Consider the following 21,283-nt stretch of genomic DNA (forward strand, 5'->3'; position numbering starts at 1 on the left):
TGGTCGGGGGTTCAGCCGGCGTTCAGGTACCGCGCGCGGAGTTTGTGCTTGACGAGTTTGCCGGTGGGGGTGCGCGGCAGATCGTCGGAGAAATCGATGCTGCGCGGCGCCTTGTAGTGACTGACCCGCTCCCGCACGTAGTCGAGTAACTCGCGGGCGACGGCGTCCGACGGCTCCACCCCGTCGACGAGTTGCACGACGGCCTTGACCTGTTCGCCCATCTCCTCGTCGGGCACGCCGATCACCGCGACGTCGAACACCTTGGGATGCATGGTGAGAACGTTCTCCGACTCCTGCGGGTAGATGTTCACTCCGCCCGAGATGATCATGAACGCGGCGCGGTCCGTGAGGTAGAGGAAGCGGTCGGCGTCGATGTACCCGATGTCGCCGCTCGTCGTCCACGTCGGGTGGTCGGGGTGCGTCGCGGCGTCGGTCTTCGCGGGGTCGTTGTGGTACTCGAACGGCCGTTCCTCCCGCTCCCAGTAGACGGTTCCGACGTCGCCGACGGGGACGTCCGCGCCGGAGTCGTCGCAGATGTGGACGATGCCCATGACCCCGTCGTGGCCCACCGATCCGGGCTTGGCGAGCGCCTGCGCGCTGTCGATGAACGTGGCACCGGCACCCTCGGTGGAGGCGTAGTACTCGTGGACGACCGGTCCCCACCAGTCGATCATCGACCGCTTCACGTCGGGCGGGCACGGCGCTGCCGCGTGGATCGCGACCTTCAGGCTCGACACGTCGAACTTGTCGCGAACATCCCTCGGCAGCTTGAGCATTCGGACGAACATCGTCGGAACCCACTGACTGTGGGTCACCCGGTACTCCTCGATGAGCCGCAGCGATTCCTCGGCGTCGAATCGGTCCATCAGCACGATCGTGCCGCCGACGGAGGTGATGGTGCCGCAGAAGCGCAGCGGCGCGGCGTGATACAGGGGCGCCGGGCACAGATAGACGGTGTCGGAGTCGAATCCGTACATCGGGGCGAACACCGCGGTGTAGGGATCCGTCGTCGTGTCCACTTCGCCTTCGGGGAGTGCCGGTTTGATCCCCTTGGGTCTGCCGGTGGTGCCCGAGGAATACAGCATGTCCTGTCCGCGGGGCTGCGACTCGAGCGGCGCGGCCGACTGCGCCGCGAGGGCGTCCTCGTAGCTGCCGAACCCGTCGAGCTCGCCGCCGTACACGAGCCGGTGGCGGACGCGGGGAAGCTGATCCGGCTCGCGCGGCACGGCGCCGCCCGCGTCGGCGGACACGATGAGCACCTCGGCTCCGCAGTCGTCGACGACGTAACCGGCCTCCTCCGGGGTGAGGTGCCAGTTCACCACGGTGATGTACAGCCCGGATCGCAGCGCCGCCCAGTACACCTCGAGGACCCGGAGGTCGTTGCTCGACACGAGCGCCAGGTGGTCGCCGACCTTCAGGGCGAGCGAGCGCAGATGCCGGGCGAGGCGGGTGGACCTCTCGTCCAACTCCCGGTAGGTCAGCCGCTCCCCCGTCGAGGGACGTATGACGGCGGGCTTGTCCGGGGTGGTCGCCACGAAGTTTCCAGGGAACATCCGCACTCCTTTTGTTAATGGAGATTCTCACCATCGGTCTACCACACCGAGCCCCGGACGGGGCGGCCTTCGACGCTGTCACCGGCGCCTTCGCCCGCCCCCGGCGAAAATGCTCGGACTGTCCGGCGGGAGGTCCTAGAGTTGAGGCAAAAGGAGGCGTACGACCGGTGAATGCCCTGCAGAAGGACCCGATCCTCGACGCATTGTTCGAGGAGTGGGACGTACTCGACGAGCTGCTGTCCTCGTTGTCCGGCGACGCGTGGTTCACGCCCACCGCGCTGCCCGGGTGGACGGTGCACGACGTCACCGCGCATCTCATCGGCACGGAGTCGCTGCTCGCCGGAATCTCCGCGCCGCACACCACCATCGACGTCCGCGGCCTCGCGCATGTGCGCAACGAGATCGGGGCGTTCAACGAGGAGTGGGTCGAGGGGCTGCGGGGGCGCTCCGGCCCCGAGATGCTGGAGCGTTTCCGGTCGATCACCGCGCGCAGGCGGTCGGAGCTGAGCGAGATGACCGACGAGGCTTTCGAGGCCGAGACCACCACCCCGGTCGGTCCGGCGCCGTATCTCCGGTTCATGCGCATCCGCGTGTTCGACTGCTGGATGCACGAGCTCGACCTGCGGGACGCGCTCGGGCTGCCCGGCGACGAGGGCGGCCTGCGCGGCGAGACGGCGTTCGCGGAGATCGCGGGCGCCGTCGCGTTCCTCGTCGGCAAGCGCGGCAAGGCGCCGGACGGGTCGAGGATCACGCTCGAGCTGACGGGACCGCTCGCGCGGAACATTCACATCGCCGTCGACGGCCGGGCCGCGGTGGTCGACGAACTGCCGTCGGAGGCCACCACGACGGTGACACTCGACTCCCGGCTGTTCACCCGGTTGGCGGGCGGCCGGACGACGGCCGCGGATCACCGCGACGAGATCGTGCTGGGCGGCGACACCGTTGCGGGCAAGCGGATCGTCGACAACCTCGCGTTCACGATCTGAACCGCGGTGCGCCTGTTCCTGTCCTCGTACCGGTTCGGTGCGGATCCCGCGCCGCTGATGTCCCTCGTCGGCCGTCCGGGGCGCGTCGGGGTGATCGCCGCGGCGGCGGACGCGTGGCCGCGGACGGCGCGGACGTCGGCGGTCGTGAGTGACGTGATGCCGCTGACGCGCCTGGGCTTCACCGTGGAGGAGGTGGATCTACGCGACTACATCGGCGACGACGGGCAGCCTCGTGCGGCCGCGCTGCGGCAGCGGCTGGACGGGTTCGGCATGGTGTGGGTGCGCGGCGGGAACACGTTCGTGCTGCGCGCGCAGATGGCCCGGAGTGGGGCGGACCGGGTGATCCCGGAACTGTTGGCGAGCGATTCGCTCGTGTACGCCGGCTACAGCGCGGGGGCGTGCGTGATGACTCCGACGCTGCACGGTCTCGACTCCTCCGATGACCCGGCGGAGGTGGTCGCGACATGTGGCGTGGAGCCACGCTGGGACGGACTGGGGATGGTGGGCTTCGCGATCGTGCCGCATCACCCGCCTGCGGAGCTTCCAGGGGCCGAGAACGCCGTGCCCTTGGAGGACGCGGCCGCGGTTCGGCGCACGGTCGACGCTCTGAGGCTCGCCGGCATCGAGTACCGCACCTTGACGGACGATCAGGCGATCGTCGTGAACGGGGATCGAACCGAACTCGTCTGACGACGGCGAGCCCTGGGCGGGAAGGCCGTCAGCCGAAGACGGCGACCGGCACGGACGGGGTGAAGGGGGCGACGCGGTCGAGTGCGGCCCAGGTGACCTCGCAGCGCTTGGCGGTGACCTCGTCCGCGTCGGCGAGGAGCGTGTTCAGGAGGGTCTTCGGGTTCAGGCGCCATTCCTGGACCATCGACCGAACTTCCTCGTTGGTGAACAGTCCCGAACCGGCGAGTGCGAAGATCCATTCGTCGAACTCGCCACGGTGGATCTGCTCGATGGAGTCGTAGTCGATGCCACCATCGAGGAACTCGTACGAGAACATCGCGGAGATGTAGCTGCTGGGATCTCGGTGGAGTGCATTCATCGGTGCGGGTCCTTCCAGGGTCGGTGCGGCAAAACCCGGCCCCAACGGTGTTCTGGCTCACATTTCGTGAGAATCTCCGTTTGGGTGTAACGCCTCGCCGGTGTTTGACGATGCAAGACGCTAACCCGTGGAAGTGGGTTTTTGCATTGCCCGGTCGATACGATCCGGTAACAGAGTGGCGAATGTGACCTGTGTTACACCCGATTCGTCCGGGTCCGCCCGGTTCCCGGGACGCGCCTACCTGCATTTTTCCCTCCAGGCACGGTTGCATACCCCAACGGGGGACCCACTGAAAAAATTCACCCCCCTGATCCCACATCGTGAGACTCCTACGCGTAAGTAACTAACAGATGGGCTATTGGGGGGTGCCTTCTGCACCGAACGTCCAGGTTGGAGCGAAATCCGGGAATCGCGGTCGGAATCGGTTCAGTTGGACGCATGACCAATTCGAGGACACTCGTCGTCCGCCGGGCTACCGTCGAGGTCCCCGACACCCGCATTTCAGGAGTTCCGATGACGGTTCCCGACGACGCACTCGCGGCGCTCTCGACCGCTCTCCCCCGGGGCTGCCTCGTCACCGATCCGGACGTCCTGGCGTCCTACCGCCAGGACTGGGCACGCGACCCCGGCGCCGTCCTCCCCCTCGCCGTCGCCCGCCCCGCGACCACCGAGGAAGTTCAGGTGGTGATGCGCTGGGCGACCGCGCACCGCGTCCCCGTGATCCCGCGCGGCGCCGGTTCCGGGCTCAGCGGCGGCGCCACCGCCGTGGCGGGCAGCGTGGTGGTCAGCACCGAACGCATGCGCCGGATCGAGGTGGACCCGGTGACGCGGATCGCCGTCGTCGAACCGGGACTGCTCAACGCCGAGGTCAAGGCCGCGGCCGCCGAACACGGACTCTGGTACCCGCCCGACCCGTCGTCGTTCGAGATGTGCTCGATCGGCGGCAACGTCGCGACCAACGCGGGCGGGCTGTGCTGCGTCAAGTACGGGGTCACCACCGACTACGTGCTCGCGCTGCGGGTGGTCCTCGCGGACGGGACGGCCGTGCGCCTGGGCGGGCCGCGCCTGAAGGACGTGGCCGGCCTGTCGCTGACCAAGCTGTTCGTCGGGAGCGAGGGCACGCTCGGCATCGTCACGGAGGCGACGCTGCGGCTGATCCCGGCCCAGCCGCCCGCGAGCACCCTCGTCGCGTCGTTCGCCTCCGTGCAGGCGGCCGCCGACACCGTGCTGGCCATCACGCGCACGCTGCGACCGTCGATGCTCGAGTTCATGGACCGTGCCTCGATCGGCGCCGTCGAGGACGCACTGAAGATGGGCCTGGACCGGACAGCGGAGGCGATGCTCATCGCTCGTTCGGACGCCCCCGGTGCGATTGCGGCCGAGGAGATTTCCGTCATGGCGGACGCCTGCACGGCGAACGACGCCGCCGAGGTCTTCACGACCGACGATCCCGACGAGGGCGAAGCATTCACCGCGGCAAGACGATTCGCGATCCCCGCGGTCGAGAGGCTGGGCAGCCTCCTCCTCGAGGACGTCGGGGTTCCGCTGCCGAAACTGCCTGCGCTGGTGGAGGGAATCGCGGCCATCTCCCGGGAGCGTGACGTAATGGTCGCGGTGATCGCCCATGCCGGTGACGGAAATACGCACCCGCTCATCGTGTTCGACCCCGAGGACGCCGCGATGGCGGAGCGCGCGCATCTCGCTTTCGGCGAGATCATGGACCTCGCAATCGCTCTCGGCGGCACGATCACCGGCGAGCACGGTGTCGGCCGCTTGAAGAAGGCCTGGCTGCCCGACCAGTTGGGCCCGGACGTCATGGAACTGACGCAGCGGATCAAGACGGCACTCGACCCGCTGGGGATACTCAACCCCGGAGCGATTCTGTAGCTACCCAGGGCGGGTGCGATACCCAATGGTTACCCAAGGGACTGGTGTGACAGGTGAGGTATTGCTAGCGTGGCCGGACCGAACTCGACTCGTCGCAGAGAGGTGCGCTCGTGACCAGACTCCGCCGTGTCGCCTCCCTGGCGATGCCCGCCTTACTCGCGTCCACCTGCACGTTTTTCACGATGACGCCCCCTGTTGCGACGGCGGCTCCGTGCCTCGGCGGAACCGGCAGCCTCGGATCGAGTGGCTCGAACCAGGGCATCAACCCCATTCCCTGGCTCAACGGCAGCGACGGCCGCCTTCCCGAGCTGCGTGGCAAAACTCAGGCAATCGCGCACATCACCGGGCCCCGTAGCCCCAACGACACGATCGGCAGGTTCCGGGTACTCGGCACGGACCTCGGCATCATGTGGGACAACGGCCGAGGCGAGATCCTCACCGCGTTCGGCGACACCGTCGGGCTGAGCGACAACCCGCTCTGCGGTCTGGTCGGCGACTGGCGCAGCAACATCCTGCTGCGCAGCTCCGACAAGGACCTCACCGACGGAATGGGCATCGACAATTCCCCGGTCGACGGCCCGAACCACTCCAAGGAGATCATCCAGAGCAAGAAGATCCCAGGCGTAGAGCAGACCGTCATTCCCACCACCGGCATCTCGGTCGGCGAGGGTCCGGCCTCGACGCAGTACATCAATTACATGTCGGTGCGCAGCTGGGGCGCCCCGGGCGAGTGGGACACCAACGCGTCCGGCATCGCGTACTCCGTCGACAACGGCGAGAACTGGATCACCGATCCTCTGACGCTGCGGCCCAACGTGCCGGGCACGGGCGCCGAGAACTTCCAGATGGGCTCGTACGTCAAGCACGACGGATTCGTCTACGCGTTCGGCACCCCGTCGGGGCGTTCCGGCGACGCCCGGTTGTCGCGGGTGAAGGAGGCGGACATCCGGAACCTCACGCTGTACGAGTACTGGGACGGCAAGGCGTGGGTCAAGGCCAACGCGACCGTCGCCGCCCCGGTGATCCCGGGACCGGTCAGTGAGTTGTCGGTGCGGTTCAACGAGTACCTGGGTCAGTTCGTGGCGATGTACACCGACGCCGGCAACTCGGTGGTCATGCGCCGGTCCGACCACCTCGAATCCGGCTGGAGCGAACCCGAAGTGCTCGTGAGCAGCCGGGACGTGCCCGAGCTGTACGGCGCGTACATGCACCCGTGGTCGAAGGGATCCGACCTGTATTTCCTGGCCACCACCTGGTCGGACTACAACGTCATGCTGCTGCGCACCAACCTCGCGGACTGACGTAATCTGCGAGTGACAGCGTGCGCGGGACAGCGCGCACGCCACACGAGCAGAGGAGCGATCTGTGGCGGCCACGGTGGAACACGACGTGTCGGAATCCCGGTTCGAGATCTACCTCGACGGCCAGCTGGCCGGATACGCCGACTACTTCGAGCGGAACGGCGCCCGCGACTTCCACCACACCGTGACGTACCCGCAGTTCCGCGGGCAGGGTCTGGCGGCGGTGGTGGTGAAGGCCGCACTCGACGACACGAAGTCCAGTGGGCTCTCCGTGATCCCGTCGTGCTCGTACGTGGAGAAGTACATCGCCGAGAATCCGAGCTATGCGGAGCTCGTCTGATCCGCTCCGCCCGGCCGTCCGCGCGACGTGTCTGCTCGCCGCGACGGTCGTGCTGGCCGGCTGCGGATCCGGCGGCGGTTCCGACACCGATCCGGCAGCCGCGACGACCACCTCGGTGCCCGCGCAGCCCGGTGCGTTCGTGGGGGAATGCGGCTCGCTGACCGACGCCGAGGTGTACGAGCGGGCGGGGATCGCCGGGCTCACCCCGGTCTCGCGGAACGGCATCAAGTGCCGGTGGGAAGCGGACGGCGGCGAGCGGTACGTGATGTTCACCTGGTACCGCGGCAGCCCCATCGACCGGGAGCGGTCGGTGGCCAAGGGCATCGGTCACGAGGTTCACGACCTCGAGATCGCGGGGCATCGCGGATTCTCCTCGCAGAACGTCGGGTTCTGCGAGGTCGCGCTCGGCACGGGTTCCGATTTCGTGCACTGGCTGGTCCGCTACGGAACCGGCAGCGCACCCTCCGATCCGTGCGAGGCCCCGACCGCGCTCGGCCGGCTGACCCTGGAGAAGGCCAAGTGAGCGGCCGCCGGCGACTCGCCGCGGCGGTGGCGTCGGTGATGGTGCTGGCCGGCTGCGGCTCGTCCGTCACGGGCACTGCCCTGCCCGAGGGCGCCGCCTCCGCCGACGACGGCGGCTCGCCGCAGTTCGACAAGCTCCTGCGTGAATGCGACGCCGTCCCCAACGACAAGATCGCGGAGACACTGCACGGGGCAGGAATCGACCAGTACTTCTACGGTGCGGTGTGCATGTGGACGGTGTCGTCCGCCGCCGGATCGATCGACGTCACGTTCGGCTGGTTCGAGAACAACTCGTTGCAGCGGGAGCGGGCGGTGGCGGACCAACTGGGCTATCAGGTGGAGACCACGTCGATCGCGGGCACGTCGGCGTTCGGCGCCCGGCGGCCGGGTGATGCGGCGACGTGCGGGATCACCGCCGCCTACTCCGGTGTCATCACGTGGTGGGTGCAGCAGCGGTCGGGGACGGGCGACCCGTGCGACGGCGCGCGCACGCTCGCCGAGTTGACCCTGCAGCGCAACCAGTAGCGGCCGAAAATTCGCTCGCGGTGGCCGCGACCTCGCTGTTAGCGTCGAGGGACCACCCACCGAGCCGACCAGAGGACCCTTGCCGTGACCGCCACCGAGACGGCTGTGACTCGTCGGTTGGGGCCCCTGATCCTCCTGAACGTCGCGACCCTGTTCTCCTCCACGGGCAACGGCATCGTCATCGTCGTGTTGCCGTGGCTGGTGCTCGAGCAGACCGGTCGCGCGTCGGACGCCGCGATCGTCGCGGGCGCGGCCACCCTCCCGCTGCTGCTGTCGAGCCTGTTCGCGGGCACGTTCGTCGACCTGTTCGGCCGACGCCGCACGTCCCTGATCTCCGACTGCCTGTCCGCCCTGTCCGTGGCGGCCATCCCGGTGATCGCGAACACGACGGGGCTGACCGTCACGGTGATCGCCGTCCTCGCCGCGATCGGCGCCGCGTTCGACCCGGCCGGAATCGCGGCCAGGGAGTCGATGCTGCCCGCCGCCACGAAGTCCGCGGGGTGGTCACTCGACCGGATGAACAGCCTCTACGAGGCCAACTACAACGTGGCGTATCTCGTCGGGCCGGGCATCGGCGGCGTCCTCATCGCCACCGTGGGTGCGGTGAACACGTTGTGGGTCGCCGCCGCCGGGTTCGTGCTGTCCGTCGCGACGATCGCGTTCCTGCGCCTCGAGAACGCCGGCAGGCCGGACACCGCCACCCGTCCGACGTCCATCTGGCACGGCACGCTCGAGGGATTGAAGTTCGTGTGGCACAACCGGCTCCTGCGCACGATCGCCCTCGTGGACATGGCGGTCGTCGCGCTGTACATGCCGGTCGAGTCGGTGGTGTTCCCGGTGTACTTCACCGAACTCGACAAACCTGCGCAACTGGGCTCGGTCCTGATGGCGCTCAGCATCGGCGGTGTGGTGGGCGCCCTCGCGTACGGACCACTCGCACCGTTCGTGTCGCGCCGGATGCTGATGGTGGTGGCGGTGACGGTGCTGGGCGCGGCGATGGTCGCGATGGCGTTCCTGCCGCCGCTGTGGGCGATCCTGGCGCTGGCCCTCCTGCAGGGTCTGGTGTTCGGTCCGGTCGGCCCGATCGCCAACTACGCCATGCAGACTCGCAGTCCGGAGCACATGCGCGGCCGGGTCACCGGGGTCATGACGTCCACCGCGTATGCGGCGGGCCCGCTGGGCTACCTGCTGGCCGGTCCCATCCTCGACACGTGGGGAATCCAGCCGGCGTTCTTCGTGCTCGCGATCCCGGTCCTGATCATCGGGCTGGCGTGCTTCGGGCTGCCCGTGCTGAAGGAACTGGACGAAAAGGTGCCGGTCAGTTGAAGCCCATGACGTCGTTGCCCCAGGCGACCCGCATCTCGTGGTCCGGGTCCTTGACAAGGGTGTCCGCGCCGTCGATCAGCAACGTGGAGCGGTCCTCCTCGTCGTAGGGAGCCCAGTGCTTGGACCCGTCCAGGGCGGCGGGGACACCGTGCCGCGCGAACGCCAGCCACCGGCGCTGGATCCGGCCCGACACCTCGAGTGCCGTCTTCCGGCCGCCGAGCCAGAACGTCGGGTCGATGTTGAGCGTGTCGAAATTGCCGAAGACGTACGGGAGTTCGGTGGCGTGCCCGGCGCCGATGCGTGCGGCCTTGAGCATCGGCGTGGCCTGGTCGAACCGGTACATCCACGTCGGCGAGTGCCTGCTGTGGGCGTCGGCCACCCACAGGGCGGGCATCCGGAACGCGGCGTCGCGGGACATCGCGAGTGCGCCCTTCGGTTTCCCGCGGTCCGGGTACGCCGACAGGATGTCGGCGAGGCGGGCCGCGGGCAGTTCCGGGTGATCGGTCGCGATCGCCCGCAGCATCTCCTGTACCGAATCCGAAGTTACCGGCAGCAGAGGCGATTTCATGAATTTGAAGATCGACGACTCGTCCTTGTTGGAACCGATGATGAGGGGGATGCGGTGGGAGTAGCCCTTCTGGAACGCGGCCACCGGGTAGCGGGGCAGGAAGTCGCGGTCCACCACGGGCGCCATGGCGAGTGTGCCCGGGATCTTGGTCGGCACCTCGTTGACGAGCGTGTCGCTGGCCTCGATCACCGTGCGGTACGGCAGGTGCGCAAGCGTGTCGATCCGCCCGGGTTCCACCTCGAGGATGTCGAGGAACTGCTTCGCGACGGTGGCCGCCCGCTCGCTGCCGTACACCGACGTGGCGGGCGGGCTCTGGGCGATCGCCCGGTGGAACAACCCGTCCGCGCTCGGAACGGTCATCAGCGTGGTGATCGACCCGGCCCCCGACGACTCCCCGAACACCGTCACCTCGTCCGGGTCACCGCCGAACGACTCGATGTTCTCGCGCACCCATTCGAGGGCCGCGACCTGGTCACGCAAACCGCAGTTGGTCTCGAACACCCGCTCCGGCGTCGAGAACGACGACAGGTCGAGGAACCCGAGCGCCCCCACCCGGTAGTTGAACGAGACGAGCACGACGTCCCCGAGAGTGGACAGGATCCGCCCGTTGTAGATGCCCTGGGCTGCGGTTCCCAGGCAGTAGGCGCCGCCGTGGATCCACACCATGACCGGCCGCAGGGTGCCGTCGGGCCGGGGGGCCCACACGTTGACCGACAAGCAGTCCTCGTCCATCTCGAGTCCGGCGTCGATCGGGACGGCGGTGCCGTGACCCTGCGGGGCCATCGGGCCGAAGTCGACGCAGTCGCGGACGCCGTCCCACGGTGCGGGCGGGACCGGCGCCCGGAACCGCAGATCGCCGACGGGGGCGGCGGCGAACGGGATGCCCTTCCACGCGTAGACGTCGCCTTCGGGGTAGCCGCGCACGTCGCCGTCCCGGGCGCGGACGACGAGTGTGTCGCCTGACTTCTCGACATCCACGGCCGAATCTCCTCACGCAGCGCGTACGGGAATCTCTCGCCAAACTACCAACGATGCGCAGGCAGGACCGTTCGAACGCGGGATAGATCAACCGTGCGCTAACATCTCCTCCGTGGCCGCATCGACCGATCCCGAGGGCAAGAGCCTCCTCGACTACCCGCGGCCGTCCGTGGCGGTGGACGTCGCCGTCCTCACCGTCGACGGTTCCGATCTGAAAGTGCTTGTGGTTCCGCACCGTTCGGGCCGGCTCGCGCTTCCGGGCACCTTCCTCCACGAAGGCGAGCGGCTGCGGGACGCCGCCGAGCGGTGCCTGCGGATCAAGGCGGGCCTGGCGGGCGCCGAGTTCCACCAGCTGGCGATGTTCGACGACCCTGCCCGCGACGACCGCGGGTGGGTGCTGTCGATGACGCACGGCGCGGCGCTGCCGCGCACGGCGCTCCCCCGCGACGCCGTGCTGATCCCCGTCGACGGCGACCGGGTGACGCAGGACCTCGCGTTCGACCACGCGGACGTCGTCACCCTCGCCGTCGCCGACCTGCGCGAGCGGTACGCGCGGTCCGTCGACCCGTCGGGTCTGGCCGGCGACAGCTTCACGGTGCTCGAACTCCGCCGGGTCTACGAGGTGGTGTTCGGCCGCCCCCTCCCGAAGGACTCGTTCCGCCGGCACCTGATGCCCGCCCTCGAGCACACCGGCGACATGGCCGTCGTCGGGACCGGCCGGCCGGCCGAGATCTACCGGCGTGGCACCGCAGCCCTCCCGCCGGGTGCGGCCGCGTTCCTCGCCGGCTGAGCGCGTCCACCCACCCGGGGCCTTTCCGTCCACCGCACGGCCGGTGCTAGGGTCGGCTTGTTCTGACACGGGGTGCTCCGCACGGGCGGGGCTGAGAACACACCCGGGAACCTGCTCAGGTAATGCTGACGAAGGGATGTCAACGTTGTGAATAGCTCTGTCCAAGGTGCTGCGGGCGCAGGCCAGCACGCCCGATTCACGGACCACTTGTGGGACCGGACCAAGGTGCTGCGTGAGGCGATCGACGAACTCGAGTTCCTGCGCCGCCTCGGCGACGGGACGCTGCCGCTGGACGTGTTCCGCACGTACATCGAGCAGGATTTCCTGTACCTGACCGGGTACGCGAAGGCCCTGTCCCTGGTCGCCGCGCACGCCCCGGGTCCCGTCGAGGCCGGCTTCTGGGCCGGTTCGGCGGCCGGGGCCGCCACGGTCGAGGCGACGCTGCACCAGAATCTGCTGACCAGCGGACGACTTCCGGAGTCGGGCGTCGAGCCGCAGCATTCGCAGGCCTGCCTCGGGTACATCTCCTACCTGACGGCGGTCGCCGCCACCGAGCCGTACGCGGTGTCCGCCGCCGCGGTGCTGCCGTGCTTCTGGATCTACGCGGACGTGGGACGCCGGCTCGCGGCGAGCGCCCGGGAGGTGCTGTCCGCCGACCCGTCGCACCCGTACGCACAGTGGGTCACCACGTACGACGCGGAGGAGTTCCACGCCGCCGTCGCGACGGCCCGCGAACTCGTGGACGCCGCCGCGGAGGCCGCGTCCGATGCCCAGCGCGAGGCGATGGTGGAGGCGTTCACGATCGCCAGCCGCTACGAACTCATGTTCTGGGACACCGCACTCAACAAGCAGGAATGGCCCGCGTCGTGACACTTTTCTCCCGTACCAGGCGCGCTGCCACCGCAGCCGTCATCGTCGTCTCCGCCCTGTCGGTGCTCACCGGCTGCGCCGGCGACTCGCAGTCCGACGACACCATCCGGTTCGCGCTCGACTGGACGCCGAACACCAACCACACCGGTCTGTTCGTCGCCCAGCAGGAGGGCTGGTTCGAAGACGCCGGACTGGACGTGCAGGTGCTGCCGTACAACGACACCTCGCCCGACACCCTCGTCGACGCCGGTAACGCCGAGTTCGGCGTGAGCTTCCAGAGTTCCGCGACGTTCTCGAAGGCCGCGGGCGCCCAGACCACGTCGGTCATGGCCCCGCTGCAGCACTGGGCGACGGGCATCGCGGTGAAGGCGGATCGCGCCGACATCACCCGCCCCCGGGATCTCGACGGCAAGATCTACGCCGGTTTCGCGGACCCGGACGGCGAGGAGACGCTGAAGCAGATCATCCGGAACGACGGCGGCAAGGGCGAATTCACCACCGTCACGCTCGGCACGTCGGCCTACGAGGCCGTGTACTCCGGCACCGCCGACTTCACCGTGTCGTTCTTCGGCTGGGAGGGCATCGAGGCCGAGCACCGGGGCACCCCGATGCGCTACTTCCACTACACCGACTTCGGATTCCCGGACGCGTACGCGCTCGTCATCGAGGGCAACGAGCAGTGGATGGCCGACCACCCCGAGCAGGCCCGCAAGTTCGTCCAGGCCCTGCAGCGCGGCTACCAGTTCGCTGCCGACCGGCCGGACGAGGCCGCGCAGATGTTGATCGACGCCAATCCCGGCGCCTTCACGGACGAGTCCCTCGTGCGCGAGAGCCAGCAGATGCTGTCCTCCGAGTACATGAAGGACGCTTCCGGAAAGGTCGGGACACAGACGGCCGAGCAGTGGGCGGGGTACTCCGGTTTCCTGTTCCAGCACGGCCTGCTCACCGGCCCCGACGGGGCACCGCTGACCACGGAACCCGACTGGTCGACGTATTTCACCAATGAGTACCTCGCTCAGCCCTGACCCGACCCTCCGGACCCCGGCCCCGGGCACGTCCCCGCTGCTGCGGCGGGTGCTGCCCGCGGTCGTGGTCGTGGCACTGCTCGTCGTCGCGTGGCAGGTGTACGTGACGGTCAGCGGCATCCGGCCGCAGGTGCTGCCGTCGCCGCTGCGGGTGATCCAGCAGGGGTGGCGGGCCCGGGACGCCATCTCCGGTCACGCCTCCGCGACACTGCAGGTGACGCTGATCGGGTTCGCCGTGTCCCTGCTCTGCGCGTGGGCCCTCGCCGTGCTCGTCGACTTCTCGCCGTGGCTGCGCCGCGCGTTCGTCCCGCTGTTCGTCGTGTCGCAGACGCTGCCGATCATCGCGATCGCGCCGCTGATGATCATCTGGTTCGGATTCGGTCTGCTGCCGAAAGTTCTCGTGATCGCCCTCGCCACGTTCTTCCCGATGACGATCGGCCTGATCGAGGGGTTCGCCGCCGCAGACCGGGAGGCGGGCGCGCTGCTGCGCAGCATGGGCGCCTCACGGTGGCAGGAATTCCGCTACGTGCGGCTGCCGTCGGCGATCCCCCGGTTCTTCACCGCCCTGCGGATCGGCATCACCTACGCCGTCGTGGGTGCCGTGTTCGCCGAATACGTCGGGGCCACCTCCGGTCTCGGCATCTACATGGCCACGCAGAAGAACTCCTTCCGCACCGACCTCGTGCTGGCGGCCGTGCTCGTGACCGCCGTGATCAGCGTCAGCCTCTACCTGCTCACGTTCGCGGTCGAACGCGTCGTCGCCCCCTGGATCAAGAACGAAAGGGGCCGGCATGAGTGAGACCGCGCGCGTCGCACTGTCCGGACTGAGCAAGGGATTCGCGGTCCGCGGCGGCATTCGTCCCGTCCTCGACAACGTCTCGTTCACCGTCGAACCGGGCGAGTTCGTGTCGGTGATCGGCCCCAGCGGGTGCGGGAAGAGCACCGCGTTCGCCATGCTCGCCGGACTCGACCGACCCGACACCGGCACCGTCACGATCGGCGGCGAGCCCGTGCGCCCCGCGGGCACTGGCCCCTCGAAATGCGCGTACATGCCGCAGAAGGATCTGCTGTTCCCGTGGCGCAGCGTCCTCGACAACACCACCCTCGGACTCGAGGTGCAGGGCGTGCCCCGGAAACAGGCGCGGGAGAAGGCCCGGGAGTTGTTCTCCGTCTTCGGTCTCGGCGGGTTCGAGGACGCCCGGCCCAGCCAGCTGTCCGGCGGCATGCGACAGCGCGCCGCGATGCTGCGCACCGTCGTCCAGGACCGCCCGGTGCTGCTGCTCGACGAGCCGTTCGGCGCCCTGGATTCGTTGACCCGCACCGAGATGCAGACCTGGTTGCAGGACGTGTGGCAGCGCTACCGGTGGACCGTGCTGATGATCACCCACGACATCCGCGAGGCCGTCTACCTGTCGGACCGGGTGGTCGTGCTGTCCGCCCGGCCCGCCACCGTCCGACGCGAGGTGACGGTGGGCCTGCCCCGCCCCCGCGAACTGTCGATGATGACGTCGCCCGAATTCGCGGACGTCGAACACGAACTGCTCGGCGTGCTGCACGAGGAATCGCGGCGGGCCCTGGTCGAGCAGGAGTCGGGCCGCCGCTGAACCCCGCGGCGTGTCAGAGCAGTGCCGACTCAGAGCAGCGCCGCCTCCAGTTCACCCAGGGCGGCCTCCAGGTAGAACAGGATGCGTTGCAGGCTCGGCACCGAACGGCGGCACCCGATGACACCGAAATCGAGGTTGCCACCGTTCGTCGTGAGCGTGATGTTCAGCGCCTGCCCGTCCAGCACCACCGACGTCGGATAGATCCCGTCGAGGCGGGACCCGTTCCAGTACATGGTCTTCCGCGGTCCCGGGACGTTGGAGATGATCACGTTGAACGGCGGCGGCGTGAAGCGGACGAACCCCGGCACCGGCGTCAGGGCGATCGGCGACATGTTGACCGCGGACCACGCCAGTGCCTGCATCGAGGTGAGGCTGCCGAACAGTTCCTTCCCCTGGGACATGGAGGCGGAGATCGCCGTCAGGCGCTCGGCCGGGTCGTCGACGTCGGTCGCCAGGTTGCACAACGTGACCCCCACCGCGTTGCCGCCGGCATCGGCCTGCTGCTCGTCGCGCAGCGACACCGGGACCATCGCGATCAGCGGCTCGTCCGGCAGCGCGTTCTGTTCCTCGAGGTACCCCCGCAACGCCCCGGCGCACATGGCCATCACGACGTCGTTGACACTGACCCCCGCCGCCTTCCGCACTGCGTGGACGCGTTCGAGCGGCCAGGACTGCGCGGCGAACCGGCGGGCGCCACCGATCGGGACATTCAACATGGTGCGGGGCGCCTCGTACGGAAACCTCATGTCGTGCTGCCCCATCGCGGTGCGGGCGATGCGCAGCGACGCCGGTGCGAGACCGGCCACGTCACCGACCGTGCGACGGACCCCGTTCACCACCGACCAGAGGTCGGGGGCGGCTCCGTTGGCCGCCGCCGGGCGTGGCAGGTTCCACGGCGGCGGTGCGTCGCGCACGTCCGGGTCCGTCGACAGCGTCCGCATCAGCAGCCGCAACCCGGAGACCCCGTCCATCAGCGAGTGGTGCAGCTTGGTGTAGATCGCGAACCGGCCGTCGGAGAGGCCTTCGATCAGATACATCTCCCACAGAGGGCGATGCCGGTCCAGGAGCGTGCCGTGCAACCGTGACGTCAGCGTCAGCAATTCCCGCACCCGGTACGGCGCAGGCAGGGCCGAATGACGCACGTGGTATTCGAGATCAACATCCGACTCGTCGGCCCACCACACGTTCCCGAGACTGCCGACGGGGCCCGCCGGCTTCTTCCGGAACGTGGGGTCGACGTCCGTGTGCTTCAGCAGCGTTTCGTGCATCGACTTCACGTAGTCGGGGCCGGCATCGTCCGGCGGTGTGAACAATTCGAGCGATCCGACATGCATCGGATGCTCTCGCGATTCGCCGAGAAGGAATATCGAATCGGTAACCGGCATGATCCCCACCTGGACGTTCACCCCCGCTCGGTCACTATCCCATTACGACTTCCGCCTGGATGCTACGTCGGGCGTAGCGTCCGTGCGACCTACTTCGATGTAGAACGTACGGCGCAAAGAGGTGGCAAACCTGAAGGCAGCACGTCGAGGGGCTCCGAGGCCGGAACGGAGGCAGACAATGAGCACTGCGACTTACGAATTCTGCCCGTCACCGCTCCCGGTGACGCGGCGGGAGTTCGCCGGAACCAGCCTGCAGTCGGCGGCCCTCGCGCACACCCTCCGCCGCACGGTCCGGCCGTTCCTCGACGGGTGGGCGCGCTACCCCGAACTGCCGTGGCCCACCGGAGTCGTCGACCTGTTCGGCTACTCGCTCGGCCCCATCCGCGGAACCCAGCGCAGGCCGGTCCGGCTGCCGCACTGCCGCGCCGAATGGATCCGGCCTCCGGGCGAGCTCGGCGACCGGGCGATCCTCTACCTCCACGGCGGGGCGTTCCTGTGCTGCGGGATCAACTCGCACCGCCAGATGGTGTCCCGGATCTCGGCGGAGGCGCAGGCGTCGACACTGAACGTCGCGTACCGGATGATCCCGCGGAACCCGATCCGGGCGGCCGTGGAGGACGGCGTCGACGGGTACCGGTGGCTGCTCGCGCACGGGTACACCGCAGACCGCATCGTCGTCGCCGGCGACTCGGCGGGCGGATTCCTGACGTTCATGGTGACGCTCGAGGCGCTTCGTCAGGGGTTGCCGCGGCCCGCCGCCGACGTCGCACTGTCGCCGCTCACCGACCTCGACCCGGTGAACAAGCTGGCCCATCCCAACGCCGACCTCTGCGCCGTCTTCCCCAAGCGCGCGGTCGGTGCCCTGTCCAGGCTGATCGAACGGCTGGACACGAGGGGCGGGCACGAGCCGTCCACGTCCCCCGTGGACGGCTCCCTCGCCTCGATGCCGCCGGCGCTGATCCAGACCGGCTCGCAGGAAATGGTGTACGTCGACGCGGAACTGATGTCCGAACGGCTGTCCCAGGCCGGCGTCCCGTGCGAACTGCAGGTGTGGGAGCGGCAGGTACACGTCTTCCAGGCCGCTGCCGGTGTGCTGCCCGAGGGCACCCGCGCCATCCGCGAGATCGGCCGGTTCATCCGCAAGGCCACCCCCGTGAGTACTTGTTAACGTCCGGCGGTTGAGAAGTACTCACGGGTGGTTCGCGGCGCGGTAGTCGCCGAGTGCACCGGACTCCGCCAGCGCGTCGGCGTCGGTGTGGGTCGAGTCCTCGGGAACCGGGGTGTCGAACGGTGCGACGTACAGCGCGTCGGTGGGACAGTTCGCCTCACACATGAAGCACGTCTGACAGTCCTCCTGGTGCGCGACGACGGGAACCCCGTCCGGGTCTCGGCGGTGCCGTGCTCGGGCCGCACCCACACCTCGTCGAGCCCGCCCGACAGCAGGCGACGGGTCTGAGCCGGATCGGTCTCGGGCAGGTCGGTGCGCACGTGCATGCCGCGGGTCTCGGTCCGCGCCGGCGCGGAGTGCGTCGCCCACCGGGCCGCGGCGAGCATCGCGGCGGCCGAACGAGCCTGCAGCAGTTCCCGTTCGGCGCCGCCGAGCAGATCGGCGGCACCCGACCAGGCTTCGTCGAGGGCGGTCACGCTGTCCTGCAGACTCGTCGCGCTGCGCCGGTAGCTGCGCCGCAGCGGCAGGGTGTGCTCCTGGACCAGTCCGACGATGGCGCGCGACGCCTGCCGCCGGGCGGACGGGCCGCGCAGCCCGGCGGCCCCCGCGCCGCGCACTCCGTCGGGTACGTCAGTGGCGCAGTCGGTTCCGGTGATCCCGATGCCTCCGGTTCCGCCCACCGTTCCCTCCAGCACCGCCCGCACGGGATACTTCTGCGTGAACGGGTCGATGCCCGCCTTGTTCAGCGGCAGAAAGTAGTTCGGTTGCGACGTCCGCATGGCCGCGCGGATGGCGGGCCGGGCCCGGTCCAGCCGCGCAGCCGCCGGTCGCCACGACGCCGTCGCCGGTGGTGAGCAGTTCCAGGGCGGGGCTGTGGTCGAGGATGGTGACCCCGGCCCGGTGCACACGCCTGCGCATCCGGCGCATGTACTCGGGCCCCTGCAGGCTGGTGCGGACCTCCCGGCCGTCGTCGCCGAAGGGAAACCGGTACCCGGATTCGGCCAGTTCGTCCACCCGGCGGTGGGTCTCCTAGAGCACCCGGTACATCCACGCCGGTTCGGACAGCCGGCCGCCGTCCTCGAAGCGGGCCTGCACGGACCGTTCGCGCGCGGGGCCGGGCGGGACGTTCCAGGTTGTTTCCACCCGAGGCGGTGGGACCGCTGGTTCCGCAGTACCCCTTGTCGGCGAGGACCACGGAGGCGCCCTCCCGGGCCGCGGACAGCGCCGCCCAGGTGGCGGCGGGTCCGCCGACGAGGACGAGGACGTCGCTGACGATCTCGATTGCGCTCACGAAGCGAACAGCATCGCCGACGCGGCGACGGCCGCCCCGGCCCGTTCGGACAGCGGGCGGCGGCGGAACAACCTGTCGAGCAGAGACATCGTTACCCCCGGTCGGAGCAGTATGGACACCGCTCGATCGTCGGCTCGCGCCTCCGTCCGGGCAAGGGTTCGCGTCAGCGTGCGCCGAACCCCCGCTGCCGCCCCGGCAACCTTCGAGCGAACCCCGCCCGAGCGACTCGCCTGCAGACTCATGCACCAATCGGGGGCAGCGCCCTCTATGGTGGACGCATTTGCACGCCGAGGACGGGTAACGCATGGACGACAGGACTGTAGCGATCGGGGCTCTTGCGATTGCCACCGTTTCGGCGGTCTCCGGGCTGATGATCGGCGCCGCGGGCGGCGCGTTCGGCAGTCGCGGACCGGCAGTCGTGCCACCACCGCTGACGTCGGAGGGTCTGCAGGCCGCGGGGCCGTACAGCGCCGCACCGGCGACGTTCCAGGTGTTCGTGCCGCCGACCCCGACCTGGCAGATGGCGGACCTGACCACCCCGCGGGCGGTCACGCTCACCACCGAACCGGCACCGGTGACCACCGCGCCTGCGCCCGCGCCGTCGACGACCCCCGCGCCGCCTCCTCCGCCGCCGGTCCGGACGACGATCGCGCCGCCTCCGCCGACGATCAGCCTCGCCCCGGTCACCACCCCGGTGACCCGGCCCCCGGTAGTCACGGCGACCGTTCCGCCGCCGGCGGCCGTGGCCCCGACACTGGCACCGACCACGACCACGACCACGACGCGTCCGGTGATCACGATCCCGCCGGTGACCACCAGGCCACGAGGCTGACGCTCAGGCCCGTCTGCGCGCGATCAGTTGCGCGACGGCCACCCCGGCACCCAGTGCGGCGACCAGCGCGCTGAAGACGATCCCGGCGGCCCGAAGGTCGGTGAACCGTGCGAGAACACCGACACCGACCGCGGGAACGGCCAGCATCACGTAGATCCCGGCGAAGAATGCCGAGGACACGCCACCGCGGAATTGCGGTTCGACCCGTTCGACGGTGGTCGCGATCGACGCATTCAGGCACAGGCCTCCGGCGACGCCGAGCACCACCGACGACGCCAGCAGCGGCACGAGGATCGTGTTCGCCAGCGCGAGCGCCAGCAGTGCCGCTGCCGGGATCAGGGCAAGGCACCCCACGAGCATGGCGCCGGCCGTCGACATCCGTCGGGCCAGGAGTTGCCCGAACGCCATGAACAGGAACGTCAGGAACACGACGAGCCCGGCCATCGTGTGGCTCCTCGACCCGAGGTACTCCGTCAAGAACAGCGCCGACACGGCGGTGAGCACGCCGGTCACCGCGAACGCCGTTCCGGCGGCGAACACCGCGGTGACGAACGCGCCGCGGATCGAGGCGGGAACCTGCAGCCGCCGTGGCCGGATACGCCACGTCGGACGGATGGCCGGTGCGGGCGTGAAGATCCACAGCGCGGCGCCCGCGACGACGGCGAGCACGAGATTGACCACGTAGGGAATGGTCAGCGGGCTCGACGTGAGGTCGGCGATCACCCCCGCGCTGAGCGTGCCCAATCCGAGACCGCCCGTGTTCACGGCGACCGCGAGCATGCCGCCGACCGCCTTCCGGCCGGGTGGGAACAGGTCGATCACCGCGGCGGTGCCGGTGCCGGTCATCAGGCCGGCGGACAGTCCGGAGATCACCCGGGCGACGACGAACACCGGAAGCGTCGACGGCAGCAGGAACAGCACGGCACTGACCGCGGCGAGGGCGACCGCGAGGAAGAGCACCGGGCGCCGGCCGACGTCGTCGGACAGCCGCCCGAACAGCGCGAGCGCGGCCACGACCCCGACCGCGTACACGGCGAACAGGATCGTGACGGTGAGTGCACTGAACGACAGTTCCTGCGCGTAGATGGAGTACAGCGGCGTGGGCAGGGTCGTGCCCATCATCGTGACGAGAAACGCGAACGACGTGGCCCCGACCGCGAGGGCGGACGTCCGCCGGGTGCGCGGTCCGGACACTGCGGGCGAGAACGAAGGCATGGATCCGAGCCTTTCGGAGATCGGCGGCGGTGACAAGCCCCGCGCGGGAGTCGGTAAGGTGGCTTCCCG

At 69.3% G+C, this 21,283-nt stretch carries 20 protein-coding genes, 2 pseudogenes and 1 riboswitch; of the genes and pseudogenes, 15 read left to right on the top strand and 7 right to left on the bottom strand.

Annotated elements, in window-relative coordinates:
• Positions 1–11: 11 nt before the first annotated feature.
• Positions 12–1,553: an AMP-binding protein gene (locus tag ROP_RS06385; RefSeq protein WP_012688510.1), complete on the bottom strand. Its 1,542-nt coding sequence runs from the start codon at positions 1,551–1,553 to the stop codon at positions 12–14.
• A 167-nt stretch (positions 1,554–1,720) separates the two neighbouring features.
• Between ROP_RS06385 and ROP_RS06390 the strand changes: the two genes are divergently transcribed.
• Both ROP_RS06390 and ROP_RS06395 read left to right on the top strand, forming a co-directional pair.
• Positions 1,721–2,539 carry a maleylpyruvate isomerase family mycothiol-dependent enzyme gene (locus ROP_RS06390; RefSeq protein WP_012688511.1) on the top strand — a complete coding sequence of 273 codons (819 nt, stop codon included), beginning with the start codon at positions 1,721–1,723 and terminating at the stop codon, positions 2,537–2,539.
• A gap of 6 nt (positions 2,540–2,545) precedes the next feature.
• Complete coding sequence (locus ROP_RS06395; protein ID WP_012688512.1) at positions 2,546–3,229, top strand: Type 1 glutamine amidotransferase-like domain-containing protein; 684 nt, start codon at positions 2,546–2,548, stop codon at positions 3,227–3,229.
• Between the two features lie 28 nt (positions 3,230–3,257).
• On the opposite strand, the gene ROP_RS06400 is transcribed toward ROP_RS06395, so the two are convergent.
• Entirely contained in the window at positions 3,258–3,587 is a 330-nt protein-coding gene (locus ROP_RS06400) for a hypothetical protein (RefSeq protein ID WP_011594545.1), read from the bottom strand.
• Between the two features lie 513 nt (positions 3,588–4,100).
• On the opposite strand from ROP_RS06400, the gene ROP_RS06405 reads away from it, so the two are divergent.
• From ROP_RS06405 to ROP_RS06430, 6 genes are all read left to right on the top strand, one after another.
• Complete coding sequence (locus tag ROP_RS06405; RefSeq protein ID WP_043826288.1) at positions 4,101–5,474, top strand: FAD-binding oxidoreductase; 1,374 nt, start codon at positions 4,101–4,103, stop codon at positions 5,472–5,474.
• A gap of 110 nt (positions 5,475–5,584) precedes the next feature.
• Positions 5,585–6,775, top strand: a complete 1,191-nt coding sequence (locus ROP_RS06410; protein ID WP_012688514.1) for a DUF4185 domain-containing protein — start codon at positions 5,585–5,587, stop codon at positions 6,773–6,775.
• 64 nt (positions 6,776–6,839) lie between these two features.
• A complete protein-coding gene (locus tag ROP_RS06415) occupies positions 6,840–7,115 on the top strand; it encodes a GNAT family N-acetyltransferase (protein ID WP_012688515.1) in 276 nt (91 codons plus the stop codon).
• Positions 7,099–7,638: a DUF3558 domain-containing protein gene (locus tag ROP_RS06420; RefSeq protein WP_012688516.1), complete on the top strand. Its 540-nt coding sequence runs from the start codon at positions 7,099–7,101 to the stop codon at positions 7,636–7,638. Before ROP_RS06415 ends, ROP_RS06420 begins: the two co-directional genes overlap by 17 nt.
• On the top strand, positions 7,635–8,162 hold the full coding sequence (locus ROP_RS06425) for a DUF3558 domain-containing protein (protein WP_012688517.1): 528 nt from the start codon (positions 7,635–7,637) through the stop codon (positions 8,160–8,162). Before ROP_RS06420 ends, ROP_RS06425 begins: the two co-directional genes overlap by 4 nt.
• Before the next feature lie 84 nt (positions 8,163–8,246).
• Complete coding sequence (locus tag ROP_RS06430) at positions 8,247–9,488, top strand: MFS transporter (RefSeq protein WP_012688518.1); 1,242 nt, start codon at positions 8,247–8,249, stop codon at positions 9,486–9,488.
• Here ROP_RS06430 and ROP_RS06435 read toward each other — a convergent pair.
• Positions 9,481–11,034: a carboxylesterase/lipase family protein gene (locus tag ROP_RS06435; RefSeq protein WP_012688519.1), complete on the bottom strand. Its 1,554-nt coding sequence runs from the start codon at positions 11,032–11,034 to the stop codon at positions 9,481–9,483. The two genes, ROP_RS06430 and ROP_RS06435, sit on opposite strands and share 8 nt — an antisense overlap.
• A 112-nt stretch (positions 11,035–11,146) precedes the next feature.
• Between ROP_RS06435 and ROP_RS06440 the strand changes: the two genes are divergently transcribed.
• The 5 genes from ROP_RS06440 to ROP_RS06460 all read left to right on the top strand — a co-directional run bounded on the left by ROP_RS06440 (position 11,147) and on the right by ROP_RS06460 (position 15,323).
• Positions 11,147–11,824: an NUDIX hydrolase gene (locus ROP_RS06440; protein ID WP_012688520.1), complete on the top strand. Its 678-nt coding sequence runs from the start codon at positions 11,147–11,149 to the stop codon at positions 11,822–11,824.
• Between the two features lie 58 nt (positions 11,825–11,882).
• A riboswitch (TPP riboswitch) is annotated at positions 11,883–11,978 on the top strand.
• Positions 11,972–12,694: a TenA family protein gene (locus tag ROP_RS06445; protein WP_012688521.1), complete on the top strand. Its 723-nt coding sequence runs from the start codon at positions 11,972–11,974 to the stop codon at positions 12,692–12,694. (Overlaps the previous riboswitch by 7 nt.)
• Entirely contained in the window at positions 12,679–13,719 is a 1,041-nt protein-coding gene (locus ROP_RS06450) for an ABC transporter substrate-binding protein (RefSeq protein WP_050785041.1), read from the top strand. Before ROP_RS06445 ends, ROP_RS06450 begins: the two co-directional genes overlap by 16 nt.
• Positions 13,697–14,518 carry an ABC transporter permease gene (locus tag ROP_RS06455; RefSeq protein WP_012688523.1) on the top strand — a complete coding sequence of 274 codons (822 nt, stop codon included), beginning with the start codon at positions 13,697–13,699 and terminating at the stop codon, positions 14,516–14,518. The genes ROP_RS06450 and ROP_RS06455 overlap by 23 nt, the downstream gene beginning before the upstream one ends.
• Positions 14,511–15,323, top strand: a complete 813-nt coding sequence (locus tag ROP_RS06460) for an ABC transporter ATP-binding protein (RefSeq protein ID WP_012688524.1) — start codon at positions 14,511–14,513, stop codon at positions 15,321–15,323. The genes ROP_RS06455 and ROP_RS06460 overlap by 8 nt, the downstream gene beginning before the upstream one ends.
• A 29-nt stretch (positions 15,324–15,352) precedes the next feature.
• Here ROP_RS06460 and ROP_RS06465 read toward each other — a convergent pair whose 3' ends face one another.
• Complete coding sequence (locus tag ROP_RS06465; protein ID WP_012688525.1) at positions 15,353–16,708, bottom strand: WS/DGAT/MGAT family O-acyltransferase; 1,356 nt, start codon at positions 16,706–16,708, stop codon at positions 15,353–15,355.
• Positions 16,709–16,886: 178 nt separating this feature from the next.
• On the opposite strand from ROP_RS06465, the gene ROP_RS06470 reads away from it, so the two are divergent.
• Positions 16,887–17,876, top strand: coding sequence for an alpha/beta hydrolase (locus ROP_RS06470; RefSeq protein ID WP_043824309.1), 990 nt, complete (start codon positions 16,887–16,889; stop codon positions 17,874–17,876).
• 36 nt (positions 17,877–17,912) lie between these two features.
• On the opposite strand, the pseudogene ROP_RS44010 reads toward ROP_RS06470, so the two are convergent.
• Together ROP_RS44010 and ROP_RS41020 are read right to left on the bottom strand one after the other, a co-directional pair.
• Positions 17,913–18,101 (bottom strand): annotated as a pseudogene (locus ROP_RS44010) (4Fe-4S ferredoxin); the annotation flags it as partial.
• Positions 18,086–19,167 (bottom strand): annotated as a pseudogene (locus tag ROP_RS41020) (FAD-binding protein); the annotation flags it as partial. The pseudogenes ROP_RS44010 and ROP_RS41020, both read right to left, overlap by 16 nt.
• Positions 19,168–19,471: 304 nt before the next feature.
• Between ROP_RS41020 and ROP_RS06485 the strand changes: the two are divergent.
• Complete coding sequence (locus ROP_RS06485; protein ID WP_043824314.1) at positions 19,472–19,999, top strand: hypothetical protein; 528 nt, start codon at positions 19,472–19,474, stop codon at positions 19,997–19,999.
• Positions 20,000–20,002: 3 nt separating this feature from the next.
• Here the strand turns inward: ROP_RS06485 and ROP_RS06490 are convergent, their stop codons facing one another.
• On the bottom strand, positions 20,003–21,214 hold the full coding sequence (locus ROP_RS06490; RefSeq protein ID WP_012688531.1) for an MFS transporter: 1,212 nt from the start codon (positions 21,212–21,214) through the stop codon (positions 20,003–20,005).
• Positions 21,215–21,283: the final 69 nt, after the last annotated feature.

It is taken from the genome of Rhodococcus opacus B4, assembly GCF_000010805.1.
Taxonomy (GTDB): Bacteria; Actinomycetota; Actinomycetes; order Mycobacteriales; family Mycobacteriaceae; genus Rhodococcus_F; species Rhodococcus_F opacus_C.